This window comes from Weizmannia sp. FSL W8-0401 (assembly GCF_038009125.1).
GTDB lineage: Bacteria > Bacillota > Bacilli > Bacillales > Bacillaceae_C > Weizmannia > Weizmannia coagulans.
The window spans coordinates 2,166,592-2,184,587 of sequence record NZ_JBBPAG010000001.1 but is presented as its reverse complement, the minus strand read 5'-3'; the positions used below and the strand labels follow the sequence as shown (position 1 = coordinate 2,184,587).

Annotated in this window: 16 protein-coding genes and 2 pseudogenes; 12 read left to right on the top strand and 6 right to left on the bottom strand. The window is 47.6% G+C overall.

Annotated features, from left to right (window positions below; translation table 11 throughout):
- Positions 1-58 precede the first annotated feature (58 nt).
- A complete protein-coding gene (locus tag NSU00_RS10665; RefSeq protein WP_017552518.1) occupies positions 59-280 on the bottom strand; it encodes a DeoR family transcriptional regulator in 222 nt (73 codons plus the stop codon).
- A 681-nt stretch (positions 281-961) separates the two neighbouring features.
- On the opposite strand from NSU00_RS10665, the gene pepV reads away from it, so the two are divergent.
- A complete protein-coding gene (gene pepV, locus NSU00_RS10660) occupies positions 962-2,380 on the top strand; it encodes a dipeptidase PepV (RefSeq protein ID WP_133536269.1) in 1,419 nt (472 codons plus the stop codon).
- Between the two features lie 96 nt (positions 2,381-2,476).
- The gene (dat, locus tag NSU00_RS10655; RefSeq protein ID WP_340703665.1) at positions 2,477-3,346 is read left to right on the top strand and encodes a D-amino-acid transaminase; all 870 of its coding nucleotides are present in this window, start codon (positions 2,477-2,479) and stop codon (positions 3,344-3,346) included.
- Positions 3,347-3,394: 48 nt separating this feature from the next.
- On the opposite strand, the gene NSU00_RS10650 is transcribed toward dat, so the two are convergent.
- Positions 3,395-3,562 (bottom strand): hypothetical protein, encoded by a 168-nt coding sequence (locus NSU00_RS10650; protein WP_019720672.1) that lies wholly within the window; start codon positions 3,560-3,562, stop codon positions 3,395-3,397.
- A gap of 150 nt (positions 3,563-3,712) precedes the next feature.
- Between NSU00_RS10650 and thpR the strand changes: the two genes are divergently transcribed.
- From thpR to NSU00_RS10635, 3 genes are all read left to right on the top strand, one after another.
- Positions 3,713-4,282: an RNA 2',3'-cyclic phosphodiesterase gene (gene thpR / locus NSU00_RS10645; protein ID WP_340703664.1), complete on the top strand. Its 570-nt coding sequence runs from the start codon at positions 3,713-3,715 to the stop codon at positions 4,280-4,282.
- A gap of 12 nt (positions 4,283-4,294) precedes the next feature.
- Entirely contained in the window at positions 4,295-5,245 is a 951-nt protein-coding gene (locus NSU00_RS10640) for an NERD domain-containing protein (RefSeq protein ID WP_340703663.1), read from the top strand.
- 427 nt (positions 5,246-5,672) lie between these two features.
- On the top strand, positions 5,673-6,464 hold the full coding sequence (locus tag NSU00_RS10635) for a phosphotransferase family protein (RefSeq protein ID WP_315958573.1): 792 nt from the start codon (positions 5,673-5,675) through the stop codon (positions 6,462-6,464).
- Positions 6,465-6,631: 167 nt separating this feature from the next.
- Here NSU00_RS10635 and NSU00_RS10630 read toward each other — a convergent pair whose 3' ends face one another.
- Positions 6,632-6,910 carry a YtzH-like family protein gene (locus NSU00_RS10630; protein ID WP_340703662.1) on the bottom strand — a complete coding sequence of 93 codons (279 nt, stop codon included), beginning with the start codon at positions 6,908-6,910 and terminating at the stop codon, positions 6,632-6,634.
- 154 nt (positions 6,911-7,064) lie between these two features.
- On the opposite strand from NSU00_RS10630, the gene trmB reads away from it, so the two are divergent.
- Positions 7,065-7,727, top strand: coding sequence for a tRNA (guanosine(46)-N7)-methyltransferase TrmB (trmB, locus tag NSU00_RS10625; protein ID WP_026104714.1), 663 nt, complete (start codon positions 7,065-7,067; stop codon positions 7,725-7,727).
- Positions 7,728-7,978: 251 nt separating this feature from the next.
- Positions 7,979-8,833, top strand: a complete 855-nt coding sequence (locus NSU00_RS10620) for a YtnP family quorum-quenching lactonase (RefSeq protein ID WP_340703661.1) — start codon at positions 7,979-7,981, stop codon at positions 8,831-8,833.
- A gap of 360 nt (positions 8,834-9,193) precedes the next feature.
- Here NSU00_RS10620 and NSU00_RS10615 read toward each other — a convergent pair whose 3' ends face one another.
- Positions 9,194-9,505 carry a PepSY domain-containing protein gene (locus NSU00_RS10615; RefSeq protein ID WP_061567098.1) on the bottom strand — a complete coding sequence of 104 codons (312 nt, stop codon included), beginning with the start codon at positions 9,503-9,505 and terminating at the stop codon, positions 9,194-9,196.
- Between the two features lie 380 nt (positions 9,506-9,885).
- On the opposite strand from NSU00_RS10615, the pseudogene NSU00_RS10610 reads away from it, so the two are divergent.
- Together NSU00_RS10610 and NSU00_RS10605 are read left to right on the top strand one after the other, a co-directional pair.
- Positions 9,886-12,650 (top strand): annotated as a pseudogene (locus tag NSU00_RS10610) (response regulator).
- 289 nt (positions 12,651-12,939) lie between these two features.
- A pseudogene (locus NSU00_RS10605) lies at positions 12,940-13,741 on the top strand (CheR family methyltransferase).
- Positions 13,742-13,998: 257 nt separating this feature from the next.
- Here the strand turns inward: NSU00_RS10605 and NSU00_RS10600 are convergent.
- Entirely contained in the window at positions 13,999-15,138 is a 1,140-nt protein-coding gene (locus NSU00_RS10600; RefSeq protein ID WP_328197753.1) for a fused response regulator/phosphatase, read from the bottom strand.
- 142 nt (positions 15,139-15,280) lie between these two features.
- On the opposite strand from NSU00_RS10600, the gene NSU00_RS10595 reads away from it, so the two are divergent.
- From NSU00_RS10595 to ytpR, 3 genes are all read left to right on the top strand, one after another.
- Positions 15,281-15,595 (top strand): thioredoxin family protein, encoded by a 315-nt coding sequence (locus NSU00_RS10595; protein ID WP_013859987.1) that lies wholly within the window; start codon positions 15,281-15,283, stop codon positions 15,593-15,595.
- Positions 15,596-15,743: 148 nt separating this feature from the next.
- Complete coding sequence (locus tag NSU00_RS10590; protein ID WP_013859986.1) at positions 15,744-16,538, top strand: DUF1444 domain-containing protein; 795 nt, start codon at positions 15,744-15,746, stop codon at positions 16,536-16,538.
- A 13-nt stretch (positions 16,539-16,551) separates the two neighbouring features.
- Complete coding sequence (gene ytpR / locus NSU00_RS10585; RefSeq protein ID WP_340703660.1) at positions 16,552-17,157, top strand: YtpR family tRNA-binding protein; 606 nt, start codon at positions 16,552-16,554, stop codon at positions 17,155-17,157.
- A 51-nt stretch (positions 17,158-17,208) separates the two neighbouring features.
- Here the strand turns inward: ytpR and NSU00_RS10580 are convergent, their stop codons facing one another.
- Entirely contained in the window at positions 17,209-17,844 is a 636-nt protein-coding gene (locus tag NSU00_RS10580; RefSeq protein ID WP_327076462.1) for a YhcN/YlaJ family sporulation lipoprotein, read from the bottom strand.
- Positions 17,845-17,996: the final 152 nt, after the last annotated feature.

Here is a 17,996-nt window from a genome sequence, read left to right as displayed (position 1 = left end):
AAAAGCGGCACTGCATGTCTCCGCTGCCGCTTTCCAAAAAAACAATTTGTTTCTTTCTCTAAGATGACATCTTAACTTTTTTGCTGGTTGTTGTCCAAATCCCCCTGTGTGTGCTTTTGACCAAGTCGTTGTATGCCAGCACATTCAAATCTCTTTGAATGGTGCGAGGAGTGATGCCGAACTCATCTACCAGTTCCTGGGTTGTCACAGTCCCTTTCTCTTTAATAAACATATAAATCGACTTAATACGAGTAAGCATACGGTCTGTTGATGGTTTCAAAATACCACTCCCTCATCTTTTTTCCAAAGACAAAGACGACAAACAGCTTTACAACATGTGTTTAGCTTACAGGAATATGCGTGCCGTTCGGACAACTCCTTTTTCTAAAATTTTTTCTAAGATGTCAGTCAATTATATTGTACATCTTTTTGCCTGAATTGACAAATATATCAGCTCTTGTTTACACCATATGTTGTGTCTGCTAAGTTTATAACCACTAATGATAGCGCTTTCTTCTCACCACCCTTTTCCCTGGGTTGCTGTAATCCGGCTAAAGGTATGGCCTTTGCCAGCCCGATGAAAGACATTTTGCTGTTTGCTTTTCTGATTAGGCGTGCTAATGGAACAATTGGCGTGTAGTGACTGGCAATTTTGTCTAATTGGGCGCCCGTTCCAATCGGACAGGTCGGATTGGCTGGTATTTTGTTTTTTACCACGCCAATGAAGGACGTTTCGGCAGTCCAGGCACCACGTTTTGTCTTTCATCGCGGTTATGAAGGACATTTCGACGGTTCCGGCACCACGTTTTGTCCTTCATCCCTCCGATGAAGGACAAAATGCCGTTTGCCGGCCAAAGTTTTGTCTTTCATCCCCCGCCCGCAAAAGATATCAATTCATTTTGTAATCAATGGAAAAAGAAGTAAAATAAAGAACGAATGACAACATAAAGGAGCGACAAAAATGGCCGATATCCACTGGATGGAAGAAGTATTAAAAAGGAAAGAGGATTTGATCCGCGATCTGAAAGGGATTTTGCAGATCAGGAGCGTTCTCGATGAAGCGAATGCAACGGAAGAAGCACCACTCGGGCAAGGCGTCAGGGAGGCGCTCCAATATATGCTCGATCTCGGTGAAAAAGACGGGTTCAAAACGAAAAATGTGCAAAATCTCGCCGGCCACCTTGAAATGGGGGAAGGAGAAGACATTCTCGGGATCCTCGGGCATGTCGATGTAGTGCCGGAGGGGGACGGCTGGACAGTTGACCCGTACAGCGGCACAGTCAAAGACGGGAAAATTTATGCGCGCGGCTCAAGCGACGACAAAGGCCCGACAATGGCGGCTTATTACGGCATGAAAATTGTAAAAGAACTCGGGGTGCCACTTGAAAAAAGGGTGCGCCTCATTGTCGGGACAGATGAAGAAAGCAACTGGAGATGCATGGACGCCTATTTTGCAAACGAGGAAATGCCGGCCATCGGGTTTTCGCCGGATGCCGACTTCCCGATCATTTATGCGGAAAAAGGGATTGCCGATTTTGACATTATCCAGGATCCGGAAAAAACGGAAGACCCGCAGCAGGCGGAACTGCTTTCTTTTGAATCGGGGCGCCGCTACAATATGGTGCCGGACTATGCGGAGGCACGCCTTGTCGCGCACGGCGAGCAGACGGAACTTTTGCAAAAATTCCAGGATTATCAGAAGGAAACCGGGCTTGCCGGGCAGGATTTCGTGGACGGCGGCGTTTTGATTTTAAAGCTGGAAGGCGTTTCGGCCCATGGCGCGGAACCGGAAAACGGAAAAAGCGCGGGGCTTTATCTGGCAAAATTTTTAAACAGTGTGGCGCTTGACCGTGCCGGGGCAAAATTCATCAAAACGCTCAACCAGTTCTTCGGCCGTTCACGCGGTGAATATTTCGGCATCGGGTACAAAGATGAAGTTTCCGGGGAATTGACGATCAATATCGGGATCATGTCCTATCATCAGGAAAAAGGCGGCCGCATAGGATTAAATATGCGTTATCCCGTTACTTTCGATCTTGAAGCAGGAAAAACAAAAATTGTGTCGAAATTAAAAAAAGACGGCTTGCGTTTCGATCATTTTTCCGATCAGAAACCGCATTATGTTGACAAAAATGACCCGCTGATTACGACGCTTGCGAAAGTGTACGAGGAGCAGACCGGAGAGGAAGCGAAGCTATTGGCAATCGGCGGTGGTACATATGCACGTACCCTTAAAAAAGGTGTGGCATTTGGGGCACTTTTCCCGGGACGCGAAGATGTCATGCACCAAAAAGATGAGTACATGTATGTGGAAGATTTGCTCAAAGCAACGGCGATTTATGCACAGTCCATTTATGAACTGGCCGGGAAGCACGCGTGACTTCAGCTGTGAGCGTCAATGCCGGCGGGATGCAAGCAAGCACAGAAATGGTCGGGAAAGCCGCAATAAAATGAAGAAAGGCAAAGGGGTTGCATCATGGAGAAACTGATTTTAAACGGCACCCTGGTCGACAGGGGAGAAGCAAGTGTTGATATTGAAGACCGCGGTTATCAGTTCGGGGATGGCATTTACGAAGTGGTCCGCGTATACGGGGGCAGGCTGTTTACAAGCGAAATGCATTTAAAACGGCTCTATTCAAGCGCGGAAAAACTTTCGCTCCACATTCCGTATACAATGGAGCAGCTGACGGCGCAATTGGAAGCACTGGTTGCGGCAAACCAGCTCCATACAGGGATTGTCTATTTGCAATTTACGCGCGGCGTCGCAAAACGGAAACACCATTTTCCGGAAACAAGCGAAACGACGTTTGTTGCATACACGAGTGAAGTGGAACGGCCGCTGGAAAAAATGAGAAAAGGCATAAAAGCGGTGCTTGCGGAAGACATCCGCTGGCTGCGCTGCGACATCAAAAGCCTGAACCTGCTCGGCAATGTGCTCGCCAAACAAAAAGCTGCGGAAAATGGCGCTTATGAGGCAATCCAGCACCGCGGCGAAACAGTGACAGAAGGTTCATCGTCGAATGTATTTATTGTGAAAGACGGCGTGCTATTGACACACCCGGCAACGAACCTCATTTTAAACGGAATTACAAGACAAGTGGTCTTTGGCATTTGCGGGAAAGAAGGCATTCCTTTCCGTGAAGAGCCATTTACGGTAGAGGATTTGTGCACGGCGGATGAAGTCCTGATTACAAGCACGACATCCGAAGTGATGCCGGTTGTGGACATTGACGGTAAACCCGTTGCAGGCGGAACACCGGGCACGGTAACGTTAAAACTGCAGCATGCTTTTGATAGGGAGATTCATGCCCTTTCGGCTCAAGCGGTTCCGGGGGCGCAAAACTAAAAGAAGGGGCATTCCTTTAGCCGGAGAAACGGTTAAAGGAAGCCCCTGCTATTTTTGGAGCCTGGCCTCTTCTTCTCCTGCCGGTTCAAGCTCCGACATGCGGGCAAGCACAATCTGATGAAGAAACGGCTTTTTCAGTTCACAATACCCGCTTTTGTAAATGAATACGATTTCACAATTCTCTCCTTTGTACATGACATGGTCGCCAATCTTCACTCCAGCTCCCCCCCTTAACATATTTATATACCCGATTTTGAAAAATAAAAACATGGAAAATGGCAGAAACCAAGCTTTGCACAGTATACCAGCAGGGCGGTTTTTGTTAAAATAAACACAAAACCATGATGGACAGGGGCGAAAAAAGCGATGGCAAACCATTATTTTTATGCCGTCATGCTGCCGGAAGCGCTCAAACAAAAATTGCAGCAGGCAACTGCCGGCATGAAAAGCAGCCTGCCGTTCCAGCGATGGGTGCACCGCGATGATGCCCATATTACCCTTGCTTTTTTGGGAGCGGCAGAAGAGGCGCAATTGGAAAAAGCGAACCGGCTGATTGCAGATAAAATCGGCACATTCCGCATGCTGCCGCTTGTGTTCGACCACTTCGGCACTTTTGGAAAAAAAGACGAACCGCGCGTGCTCTGGGCAGTCATACAGGAATCGCAGCCGCTTTTTGATCTCGAAAGAATGGTGGCCGGCTGTTGCCTTGAAGCAGGATTTTCACTTGATCGAAGACCGTTTCACCCGCATATTACGCTGGCGCGGAAATGGGGCGGCGACAGGCCTTTTGCTGCCGGCATGCTGGACAGGTATTTGCCTGAACCGGTGCCTTTTTCGGCAGACCGGATCGTGCTCTACCGGACGAATCTCCATAAAACGCCAAAATACGAAATCGTGCAGTCTTTCAGGCTGGCTGATGCACAGAATTTGAAGTAAGGGAAAAGGAAAATGGGACAGTTATTAAAAATGCAAGACTTTGTATCACGTTATGAAACAGACTTAATCCGTTACACCAACCAGTTTATCCGGCTGAAAAAACAACAGTGGGAAAAATTCCGGGAAAACTGGGAAAACGGGCCGGAGGAAGAAGAGGAAGCGCCTGCGCCGGAAGAATCGCGCCAGGTCCTTTCCCGCATGAAACAATGGTTAAAAAGAAAAGATACGGCTGAAATAGAGGAGCAAGCCGCGCCGGTTTCCCCCGCGCCTCCCGGGGAATTGGATTTTGCCCCGCAGCTTGCCTTTTTGCCGGAGACGGAAGACCAGTTAAAAAAATTATTTCTCGACCAGCTGTTCCGTTTCCAGCTGAAATGGGCCAGTTCCACTTTGCTGCAACAGTCCGAAATCCCGGCTGTCCTTTATTTTGACTCGGATTTAAAATATTTTTTGCAAAGATTTCCGGATACATTTTTATTGATGTACCGGCCAGTTCTTTCCTTCAAAAAAGCCGTCTTGGAAATGGAACATCTTTTGATTTCGCCAATGGCGGTATGGTGTATTGCCTTTGTGGAAAAAGAAAAGGATGCCGTCTTTTTCGGTTCGAACGGCCGTTTCTGGAAGAAGCGGACAGCCGGGAACGAAGAAAAGATTTTAAATCCGGCCATTGCCCTCGCGCGGACGGAAAAAGTCGTGCGCAGCATCCTGAAACGGCATGATATCACGTTTCCGGTCGAAAGGGCGCTCATTTGCCGGAACGGGTTTATCCAATGGCCGGATGCGCCGGACGGCCTCCATATTCTTGACAAACGCCCGCATGCCGAATGGTTCCGGCATCAGCGGAATTTGCGCTCGCCGTTTAAATATATGCAGCTGAAGGCGGCGCAAGTGCTGCTTAACGAATGCCTGGATACAAATACAAGTTCCGGAAACAGCGGGGCTGCCCGTGGCGGGGGCGGGGAATAAAGCGGGTTGTCCCTTGTAAAAATTTGTTCTGCAGCATTGGAAAATTATTGGCATACAAAAAGCCGCCTTACCGGCATTTCAACACTTTCGGGAAACCCGGGCCCGTGCCAAACCAAAATTGCGCTTGACGAAAAAAGTCAAAGAGCGATAAAATTTACTGAAAGGTGGCTATTGTGAATGATACTTGCCAATAGCTGTCTTTTTTTGTTTTTGTCTCCGTTTGCCGCGTTGAAAAACCGGCAGCTGCGGATTTTTCAACAAACATGAAAAATCCGCGCCAATATTTTGTGTAAAATGGAATGGCATTTTTTACTTTTTTACAAATCCTGCTTTTCCCGGCTTTATAACAGGGACGCAAAGTTTCGTCCATTTTATATCGCTGTTTTTTCATCGATGTGAGGTTGACTTACTGAATTTGAAGGTGAACATGTTGGAAGATATATTAGGAAAAGGCTGGGAGATCATGCCGGCAGGGGGGGCGACAGGAGAAGCCTTCTATGCCAAATACCAGGAACAATCCCTCTTTTTAAAACGGAATTCATCGCCGTTTCTGGCCGTGTTATCCGCTGAAGGCATTGTCCCGAAGCTTGTCTGGACGAAAAGGCTTGAAAACGGCGACACCATCACTGCCCAGCAGTGGGTGGAGGGCAGGGAACTAAAGCCTTATGAAATGGAAGAAGAACGCGTTGCTAGGATGCTGAAAAAAATTCACGACTCAAAACCGCTTTTAACGATGCTGCAAAGGCTCGGGCTGGAATCGATGGAGCCCGAAAACATGTTGCATGATCTCAAATCCGGCGCAAAAGGGGAATGGCCCGATGCACCGGGTGTTTTGGATGCCCTTGAATTTCTCGAACGCGAACAGCCGAACGTTGCATACGGGGATTGTGTCGTCTGCCATGGCGATATCAATCATAATAACTGGCTTTTATCAAACGAAAATGAATTGTTTCTGATCGATTGGGACGGCCCGCTGATCGGCGATCCGGCAATGGACATCGGCATGCTTCTGTACGCTTACATTCCGCCCGAAAATTGGGGAAGGTGGCTGCGCCAATACGGCACGGAAATGACCGCGAGTCTTTCGCTCCGGATGAAATGGCACACCATTTACCAGGCGATCGTAATGATTTGCTGGCATAAAGAAAAAGGCCGGTACGAAGAAATGCAGCACTGGCTTGATTTTTTGCAGAGTGTGCATGGCGGCGTGAAAAAATAAGAGAAGGCTCATCCGCGTTTGCCCGGGACTGCTTTTACAGGGGCTTTAGAGAACGCTGGCTGCGGGCTTATTGCTTTCGAAAAAAGAGTGCCTTGTGTTTCCGGTTTCGAATGAAAAAGAAGAGAAACCGGGTGATGGTTTCTCTTCTTTTTGCCGCTCTTCATTCTTTAAAAATAGGTGTTCAGCTGGTAAACCCATTCCTCAAGCTTGTTTTGGTGGGCTTCAATATGGTCGTCCAAATGCTGTGCATATTTTCCCGCCTGGCTGTAGCTGTAAACATCTGTCAGCGTTTGTTTTATATCATTTGCGACAGCCGGATTGACGAGCAATGATTTGACCAGCCTTTCCAATTGTTCACATTCTGAAACAGATCCGCAGCAGTCTGTTTGATGATCGTACAAAATATCCGTCAATAAGGTTAACTGGTCGCGATGGCTGAGTGCCAAGTGGAACACATCCTTCACTTGAGATATGCAGCTGTTGACATGTGCATGAAGGTCTTGCGCCGGTGCCTCCATACATACTCTATTGTTTAACCTGCCTCTTTTTTTATGCAGGCAGGCCTGGCTTTTGCCAAAAAATATAAGTTGGGGTGTTTTTATGAGATTACGGAATAAGCCGTGGGCGGAAGAAAAATTAAAGAAGTACCCGCAATTCGTCGTACCGGACCCGGAAAAATGGCGCGGCCATTGGCAAGCGCTGTTTGGAAACGGCAACCCGCTCCATATTGAAATCGGAACAGGGAAAGGCCGGTTCATTTCCGAAATGGCGGAACAGCATCCCGAAATCAATTTTCTCGGGATCGAAAAACAGCCGAGCGTGATCGTGTCTGCGCTCGATAAGCTGATTGAAAAGAACAGCCCGAATGTAAAACTGTTGAATGCAGACGGTGCACGGTTGCGGGAATTTTTTGCAAAAGGCGATGTCGAACGGATTTATTTGAATTTTTCCGACCCGTGGCCGAAAAAACGCCATGAAAAACGGCGGCTCACATACCGCACTTTTTTGCAGTTGTATGAAGACATTTTGGCGGACGGCGGGGAAATTCATTTAAAAACCGACAACCAGGGCCTGTTCGAATACTCGCTGCAAAGTTTTTCTGAATATGGCCTGCTGTTAAAAAATATCAGCCTTGATTTGCATCGCAGTGATTTTTCCGGCAATGTCATGACGGAATATGAAGAAAAGTTTTCCGCACAAGGGCAGCGCATTTACCGCTGTGAGGCAAAATACCGCAACGCGCCCGGCGCACTGCAAGGATAATGGCAGTGCGCCGGGCGCTTTTTTTGCATCGCGGCAGGGGAAAAAGCAACGTTATTTTCAATTTTTTGCACGAGGAACAGGCTGGGAAAACGCAACAGCATTTTCAGTTTTTGGCATTACGGAACTGGCTGGGAAAAACCACAAGGGCAAAGCGAGCAGGGAGGATTGCCTTTTTTCGTCGCGGCACAGGCAGGAAAATGGGAAATGGCGGCGAATCATTTTAAATGAAATCGATTACAGGAGGGAAAAGAATGGAACATTTAACAGTCGGTGAAATCACCCTTTACTGGCTCGATGGCGGCGTCACGCATCTGGACGGCGGGGCAATGTTCGGCGTTGTCCCGAAACCGCTTTGGTCGCGGAAATATCCATACAATGAAAAAAACCAGATCGAACTTCGGACAGACCCGATATTTTTTCAGCTGAACGGGAAAAACATCCTCATTGAGTCCGGCATTGGGAACGGAAAACTGACAGACAAGCAGAAGCGGAATTACGGCGTCACAGAGGAGTCGCAGATTGACCGCGCATTAAGCGCATTCGGGCTGGCACGTGAGAATATCGACATTGTCCTGATGACGCACTTGCATTTTGACCATGCATGCGGCCTGACCATGCCGGATGATACAAAGGGATATGTCCCTTCATTTCCAAATGCGTCCATCTATGTATCTGAAACGGAATGGGACGAAATGCGCCACCCGAATATCCGTTCAAAAAGCACGTATTGGAAGGAAAACTGGGAAGCGATCCAGCATCAGGTACAAACGTTTAAAGAAGAAGTTACTATTGAAGGCAAAGTCCGGATGGTACATACAGGCGGGCACAGTGACGGGCATGCGATTGTCATGGCGGAGTCCGGCGGCGAAAAATGGATCCATATGGCAGATCTTTTGCCGACGCATGCGCACCGCAACCCGCTTTGGGTGATGGCTTATGATGATTACCCTATGACCTCCATTTTTCAAAAACAGAAATGGATTGAAGAGGCGATCCGAGACAATGCCTGGTTTGTATTTTACCACGACGCTGTCTACCGGGCGTTGAAGTGGGATACGGACGGGAATATGGCAGAAAAAGTGGAGCGTGAAAAAACGCCCGTATAAAGCAGCAAAAAAACGGTGAACAAAAGGTCCGCCGTTTTTTACTGCCGCGTATGGAAAACGATCTATGCACATATTTTTTTTGCATGGCCATAACCCCCTGCGGCTTCCTGCTAAACTGGCCGGTATTGAGAAGGGCGGCATGAAACCCCGCCCTTAAACCGATTCTGCTTACTGTCCGGTACAGAGCCGGCATGAAAAACCAGCCCTAAACCGGGATATCCGGAACAGAGCCGGGTTTAAATTAAGAAACCCGTGCGCATAGAGCCGGCATGAAAAGCCAGCCCTAAAAGGATGCTGCTTTTCCAGCCATCCGGCACAAGCCGGTTTACAAAACCGGGTCCTTACAGATCTGCTTTTCCGTTAAATCGGATAGACATCGAGGACGGTGCCGGTTTTGGAGTCAGCAATAAACTCATACTGCTTCTTCTCCCCGTCTTTTGTAAGCGAAACCCCGCCTTTATAAACCCTCGTTTTAAACGGATATTTTTCATAATCTTCCTCTGTCATTTGAATCCAGGAACCGTCAATCGGCCCGTTTTCTTTAAACGCTTTCTTGACTTTTGCAAGAACGGTTTCTGCGGATACGTTAACGGTATGGTGCAATGTTTCATTTACGGCATACCCGGCGGCTGCGCCCACTGCAATTCCGGCTATAAAAGTTTTCCAATTCATAAGTGCCCACCCTTTCATTATTTAGTGCATCTAATATTTCACCTAGCTATCATTATACACTGAAAAAGCAAAGAAAGATAACGATCGGAAAATTTGAATAAATCAGCTTTTTCAGATCGGGCGCCTCTTTTTCCGCGCCAACACTTCTGCCTTTCGAGAAAAATTTTACCACACAGACATTTCTTTGCAACGGCCACAGGCTTTTGTCCCGGGAAAAACGTCCGGTTTTGCGGGGGACAGCGTTTTGTAACAAATTTGCCACAAATTGGTGGTATAATATGTTGGAAAATCGGGAATAGAGTATAAGCTTCAATGGCTTCATCACTTGGCTTGAGAAGTGTTGATATATCCGGCAGATGGAAAAACAGGGGGAAGAAAGCATGGGCTTTAAGAAAAAACAATATGCAGGGTTCGGCGTGATACTCGCTTTTATGCTTGTCACGGCTGTCGTCATGCTCGTTTCCATGAACCATATGAAAAAAAACATGTCTGAAATCGTGCAGGACCGCTATATGAAAGTAAAAATGGCAACGGAGATCCAGCTGCTGTTTTCGCAGTCCGACCGGGAACTTTTAGCCATTATCAATGATGAAAAAGCAAGCGGCACGGAAACCGCCATTCAAAATATTACGGCTAACCGTGCAAAAATCGAATCAAGGCTGAACCAGCTAGACAATATATTAAACCATAGCCAGGCAAAGAATATTTTGGCAAAGCTCCAAAATGAATTTGCTTCCTATACGGAAACGGAAGAAACGATTATCAATGATGCACGGCACAATAAAACGGTGCCGTCCGGGGTGATTTCCGACTATCAAACGAAGCGGAGCCATTTAACGGCATACATTACCGATTTTAAAAATTTCCAGGAAAACTTGATGTCGAAAGCAATGAAAAATGCCAGCCAGCTGGAAAAAAACTTGCTGCAGATGATTGTCGTTTCTTCCGGGCTGATGATTGCTGTTATGCTGTTTATTGCTTACTGGATTGTATCGGGAACGGGGAAAAGCTTAAACAACATCTCAAAAGTAATGGCGCATATCAATTACGATGACCTTACGTCACTGCCGCGGGTGGATGTGAAGACAGAGGATGAGATCGGAGAAATCGCCGCGGCTTTTAACCGGATGGCCGCATCGCTTGAACAGGCAAGCCAGAAAGAAAAAAATTATATCGAACAAATATCGGAAAGAAACTGGATGCAGACGACGCTTGCCGAAATGGCGACGATGTACCAGAATATTACCCATATCAACACGCTGGCGGAACGGTTTATTCAAAAAGCCGTACCTGTTATGGCAGCCTCGATGGGTGCCTTCTACTTGAAAAGAGGAGAAAAAACAAAAGCCGAGTTTGTTAAAATTGCCGCTTATGCGGAAGACCGCGGAAATCCGGGCCGCGAAACATTTTCATACGGGAAGGGCTGGCCGGCCAGTGCGCGTTGGAAAAAGAGAGCCGGATCATTACTGATGTTCCCGAAAACTATTCGCTGATTTCGACCGGTTTGGGTGAAGCGAAACCGCGCAGCATTCTGATTGCGCCTGTCATTTATGAAGAGGAAGTACTGGCGGTTTTGGAACTGGCAAGCCTGGAGGAGTTTACGCCGGCTGAGCTTGAGCTCATTAAGCAAATTAACCATACACTCGGGATGGCGATTAACAGTGTCCTGAGCAGAATGGAGGTCGAGCGGCTCCTGAAAGAATCGCAAATGATGACGGAGGAGCTGCAGGCCCAATCGGAGGAATTGCAATCGCAATCGGAAGAGCTGCAGGCCCAATCGGAGGAATTGCAGTCGCAGTCTGAAGAATTGCGCATGATCAATGAACAGCTTGAGGAACGGACGAAAGAAGCGGAAAAAAGAGCGCATGAACTGGAAAAAACAAAGCAGCAGCTGGAAGAAAAAGCAGAGCAGCTTATCCAGAGCTCGCAGTATAAATCTGAATTTCTTGCGAATATGTCGCATGAACTGCGGACGCCGCTCAACAGCATTCTGCTTCTTTCCGAAATGCTTGCGGATGAATCGGAAGAGGGCAATCTGACCGAAGAGCAGAAAGAATTTGCCCGTGTGATCCATTCATCCGGCAGCGATCTGCTCAATTTAATTAACGATATACTTGACTTGTCCAAAGTGGAAGCCGGCAAGATGGAAATGGTTATTGAAGAGATGAATACCCGTGAATTGCCGGTGTATGTCGGCAACCAGTTTGCTTATTTGGCAGAGCAAAAGGGGCTTGAACTGAAGATTGATGTAGATGATCATTTGCCGGATTTGATTTATACCGACCAGCGCCGTTTCCAACAAATCGTGAAGAATCTGCTTTCAAATGCCGTCAAATTTACGGAAAATGGTTCAGTGACGTTCCGGATGCGCAAAGTGGGTGCAGAAACAGCCGGAAAATACGTGAAAACAGAAGGCGCAGATTTTTGGCTGGAAGTGGCTGTGCAAGACACGGGGATCGGCATTCCGGAAAAGAAACAGGATCTCATTTTCGAAGCCTTCCAGCAAGGGGACGGTGCGACCGGCCGCAAATACGGCGGCACGGGACTCGGTTTGTCCATTTGCCGCGAGTTTGCCCGCTTGCTCGGCGGCACAATCTGTCTCGACAGCACCGTCGGAAAAGGCAGCACGTTCATTTTGTATATTCCAAGCCTGCCGAACGGGATAGCCGCTACGGAAGAAGTGCCCGCGCCGGAAAGCGAAGCAGCGCCGGCATTGCTGTATGAAGAGGATCAGCAGCTGGGCGAAAAAGAATCAGCCGGCCGGGCGTTCCGGAATAAAACCGTGCTGATTTGTGACGATGACAACCGGAATATTTATGCACTGAAAAAGGCGCTGTCAAAAGAAGGCATGAAAGTGCTTGTGTCGCAAAACGGCTTCGAATGCCTGGATATGCTGGACCTTCACAAAGAGGTCGACATCGTCCTCATGGATATTATGATGCCGGGCATGGACGGTTACGAAACGATGCAAAGAATCCGGGAGAACGATGCATTTGCGGATTTGCCCATTATCGCTCTGACAGCAAAAGCGATGAAAGGCGACCGGCAAAAATGCCTGGATGCCGGCGCAACAGATTATATCAGCAAGCCGCTGAAGATGGACCAGCTGCTATCTGTCATGCGGGTATGGCTGCCGCAAGAATAATGGCAGGCTGAGGGAAGGAAGCACGTGAAAAAGCATGCTGTAAGTAGGGGATAAAGGGATTCCTCACGAGGATTGTTCTATGTAAAGGGAGGCCGCAATTTAGCGTGGTTTCTTCCCGCAGGAATGCTTTTTTAGTGAAGGAAGCCCGAAAAATTTCGTTGCTTTCTTAGCCGCCTGTCCGGAATGGATGCTTCCTTCCACAATTCAATAAGCCCAAACTTTAGGATGATGGAGTGCAAAAAGCGTGAAAAAAAACCAACTAACGGATGATGACATCAGGAAGCTTGAAATGGATATGCTGCTATTTGCCATTTACCGGATATCAGGCTATGATTTCCGCCAGTATGCCCGTTCTTCCATTGAAAGGCGGGTTACGCACCGGATGCGGCTCGAAAATCTCCCGAGCATCAGTGCGCTGATCGAAAGGGTGATCCATGAACCCGAATTCCTTGAAGTGTTGCTAAACGATTTGTCCATTCAAGTGACAGAAATGTTCCGGGATCCGGACTTTTTTGCCGCCTTCCGTGAAAAAGTCGTCCCGGAATTAAGGCAGTACCCGGAAATCCGGATCTGGCATGCAGGCTGCTCCTCTGGTGAAGAAGCCTACTCGATGGCCATTCTTTTGGACGAAGAGGGGCTGCGCGAAAAAACGAGAATTTATGCAACCGACATGAATGAACGGGTGCTGCGCCAGGCGGAAAGCGGAAAGCGGCGCCTTTTCGCTTCATAAAATGCAGACATATACAAAAAATTATTTCCAGGCAGGTGGGAAACGTGAATTTTCCTATTATTACACGGCGGATGCCCAGCATGCCTATTTCAACAAGAGCCTTGCGGACAATATCGTCTTTGCCCAGCACAATCTTGTCACGGACGGTTCGTTTAATGAGTTCCATGCCATTATTTGCCGGAACGTGATGATCTATTTTGACCAAAACCTTCAGAAAAAAGTTTTGCGATTATTTGATGAAAGCTTAACGAACCGGGGATTTTTAGGGCTCGGCCATAAAGAAACCGTGCTGACGATTGATACGGAAGGAAAGTATGAGGTTTTTGACAGAGATGAAAAAATTTACCGAAAAAAAGCATAATCCATTTGCAAAAAACGGCGGGGCAATATGACCCCGCCGTTTTTCATTGCAATGGATCCGGCAAATAGCCGGATCCATTGCAAGTGATATAAGCGCGCGGAAAGCTGCATCGCACAGAAAAAGCCTGATTTTCCGTTTTTAAGCAAAACAGTGCGTGCTGAATGGAACCGGCCGTTTTTTTTTACGGCATCTGCGCAAGGAGCCTGAACGGGCCCGACACATCCGTCCTATGGAGAAAATGGCTGATGGAACTATACTCAATTTGCCTGAACGAGCACAACACACATATCATCCAGCTGCTGTTCCTGCAGTTCTTTGGCAAGGACGGCATCCAGGGGGGCAGCCGCCTTTTCCGGAGACCAGGCGGACGAGGCGAGCTGCTGCAGGATGTTCAGGCCGTCGCGGCTGTCCGAATCGAGTGCTTCCATTACGCCGTCTGTAAATAAAAGGAGCTGCAGGCTTTCATGGTAACGGAGCACCTGCTTTTCCACTTCCAATTGCGGGAAGAAGCCGACAGCACATCCGCCTTCCGAAAGCGGCACGACTTCCTTTTCATCCACGAGGGCAAAAGCGGGCGGGTGGCCGGCATTCACATATTCAACCGTTTTGCCGGCACAGTCAAGCACAAGGTAGATCGCCGTAAAATAATGCTGCATCCCGCCGTCTTTATTCAAGTAACGCATCAGTTCGTTTAATTCCTGCATCACTGTTTCAGGGTCTGCCTTGCTTTGCATTAAATCCCTTAATTTGGAAGAAATAAACATGCAGACGAGCGATGCCGAAATGCCGTGCCCCATCACATCGAGTAGCATGAGGCTGTATCGGTGGTCATCTATTTTATACCAGTAATAAAGATCACCGGCCAATTGATGTGCCGGTTTGTAAGAAGATGTAATGGAAAGGCAGTTTTCTTTGATCGGTTCGCTCAAAAGCGTGCGCTGAACCTGCATTGCAAGATCGAGCTCGTCTTTTAAATGCTTCTCCTGTTCCGTATGCCAGTCTTTCTCCTCTTTCAGACGCAGTGCCACTTTAAGGCGGGCGATCAGCTCGACTTTGTTGATCGGCTTTGTAATATAATCGATTCCCCCGGCGTTTAACGCTTCCGCCAGCTTCCGGGCATCATCAAGCGCGGTCAGGAAAATGACGGGAATATCACGGAAACGCGGCGACTGCTGCAGCATCCGGCACGCTTCAATCCCGTCAATTTCGGGCATCATAATATCCATCAGAATGCAGTCGGCAGGTGGTTTTGGAGCATGTTCCTCACCTAGATGCAAATAAGCGAATAATTCTTTAGCCGAAGTGAAAGATACATATTGATCATATCCGGCATTTTTTAAAATTTTTTCTATGACAAATAAATTTACTTTATGGTCATCTACAATTAAAATGGTCATGAAGTCTACCCCTTATGTAAAAAATCCATTTCCCGCAAACTGATCAACTTTCATTATACCGGGAAAGCCGGGTGATGAAAAATGAAACAGCTCTGCCGTTACGGTATAATAAAAAGCAGAAACAGAAACTGGAGGGTTAACCATGCAGGAATTGCAATCAATGGAAGATTTTAAAAACTTGAAAGAAAACGGGGCGCACATTTTTTTGTTCTCAGCGGACTGGTGCCCGGACTGCCGCTTTTTAGACCCGTTTATGCCGGAAATTGAAGAAGCATACAGCGATTATACTTTTGTCCATGTTGACCGCGACAAATTTTTGGATTTATGCGCGGATCTCGATGTATATGGCATCCCGAGTTTTGTCGCATTCCGGGACGGCAAAGAAATCGGCCGTTTCGTCAGCAAAGACCGGAAAACAAAAGAAGAAGTCGAAAAATTCATCGAAAGCCTTGCCTGAATCATCGATGCCCATGCCGCATGGAACGTGGCATCACCCGAATGCACGCGCATATTTTCAGGAAAGACAAAAAGCAGGCCGGATTTCCCCCTCTTTGCGGATGGGGGATTTTTCCGTAGCCGGCGATAAAGGAGGTGCCAGCCGGAAAATGGATACGAAACAATTAAGGCGGGAACTGGAAAAAAGGCTGGAGAAAAAAGGGCGCATTTTTTCCTATGACCGTGAAAAAGATATACTCCGGGTCGAAAATGAAGACACGCATCAGGGACTCAATATTTCCCTGCCGGAGATTGCCGCCAAATGGGTCTCCCAAAAAGAAGAAGCGATTGAAGAAGTTGTCTATTATGCGGAAGAAGCGCTCGGCGTGATGGGGAAAAACCATTCACTGCATGGCCGGGAAAAAAGTATTTTTCCTGTGATCCGGTCTACTTCTTTTCCGGCAGAAGCCCCGGGAGGCATCCCTTTTTTAACGGATGCGCACACGGCGGAGACGCGCATTTATTACGCGCTCGACCTCGGGAATACGTACAGGCTGATCGATTTTCAAATGCTGGAGCGGGAAGGATGGAGCCCGGAACATGTCCGGGAAACGGCGCGGTTTAATTTGCGGTCGCTTTCCACAAAAATGAAAAAAGACACTGTCGCCGGGAATGATTTTTATTTTTTAAATACGAATGACGGCTATGATGCGAGCCGGATTTTAAATGAAAAGTTTTTGCAGGAAATGTCTGTAAAAACGGAAGGGGAGATGGTCCTCGCCGTTCCCCATCAGGATGTTTTCATTATAGGTGACATCCGCAATGCAACAGGTTATGATATAATCGCGCAAATGGCGATGAATTTTTTTGCAAACGGCCATGTGCCGATTACAGCCCTCTCATTTTTATATCAGGACGGCGAACTGGAGCCGGTCTTTATTTTGGGCAAAAACCGGAAATCTTGAAAGGAGTACGTTTATGAATGTTTTTTACAACCGCGAAGGCATCGGCGATACATTGATTGTCATGATCAAAGAGGCGGAGCATGCCGCCTATGAAAAGAGGGGCACTGTCGCCCGCATTTATGATGAAAAGACAAAAGAAACAGTCGGGTTCAATATTTTCGAAGCATCCCGGTACGGGGGGGTTGAAGGAAGCGGCCCCGTGAAACTGACGGAAGCTTTGCTCGACAAGCTGAACGGAATTCTCGCCGAAAATGGGTTCAATGAAAAACTTGACGCCGATCTTTCCCCGAAATTCGTTGTCGGGTATGTAAAAGAAAAGGAAAAGCACCCGGATTCCGACCATTTAAGCATTTGCCAGGTTGACACCGGCACTGAGACATTGCAAATTGTCTGCGGCGCGCCGAATGTGGAAGCCGGGCAAAAAGTAGTGGTTGCAAAAACAGGCGCTGTGATGCCGAACGGGATGATCATTAAAGATGCTGTCCTGCGCGGTGTGGCTTCAAACGGCATGATCTGCTCGGCGCGTGAACTCGGGCTCCCGAATGCCCCGCAGAAAAAAGGCATCTTAGTGCTCGACGGGCAGTACGAAGTCGGAAGCGAATTTCCGCTGCCAAAATAAAGCCGGGATGGCAAAAAAGGGCGCATCACGCGTGATGCAGCCCTTTTTTACTTATCTTGATCCATTCGGAAAGACACGCTGGATGGTATCGTTAAACTGGTTAAAAAATCCTGAAATCGGGCGGCCATTCCGGATGTCGTTGACGTAATCACTCATCTGGTCAAAGAAATCCGGGTTTTCGGAAATGTACACATCATTGATCGATGGATCGGTTTGCTTGACGACTTTTGAAATTTTGTTTTTCAATTTCTTGTCAAGTTTGTCGTTGTTTTGGTTCCTTTCCAGCAAGACAGCCACATAGGCATTGTCATTCGTGACGATGACGAACGCTTGTGCCACCTCTTTTAAATCCTCAATGCTGCGCGCAATACGGTTGGCCACCCGGACATTGTTGTTGTTATTATTGTTGTTGCCGTTGCCATTATTGTTCGTCAAATTGGCGTTGTTGATTCCCTGTGTACCCCGTGTATTATTTGTCAAATCGGCGCCATTATTGCCGTCTGTTCTTCCTGTATTGTAACGGACGTTATTGTAACGCACATCATGATTGTCGGCTGTGTCGTTATAGCGTACAGGCCGTGCATTGTTGCGGTTGCCGTTATTGTCGCCGGCGCCGTTATTGTTTCCGCATCCCATTAATAGCCCGGATGCAAGCCCGATGCCGAGCAATGCTTTTGCGATCTTCAATCCATTCCCTCCTTCAAAAAATAGTATCACTCATAATGTGCCTAACCCCGATTTTTTTATGCTGACGTGCCTGTGTTAAAAAATCCCTCGAAAAACATGTGTTTCCTTTGTATAATGGAAGGTGAGAGGAATTTTTGAAAGGCTCTTCGGAC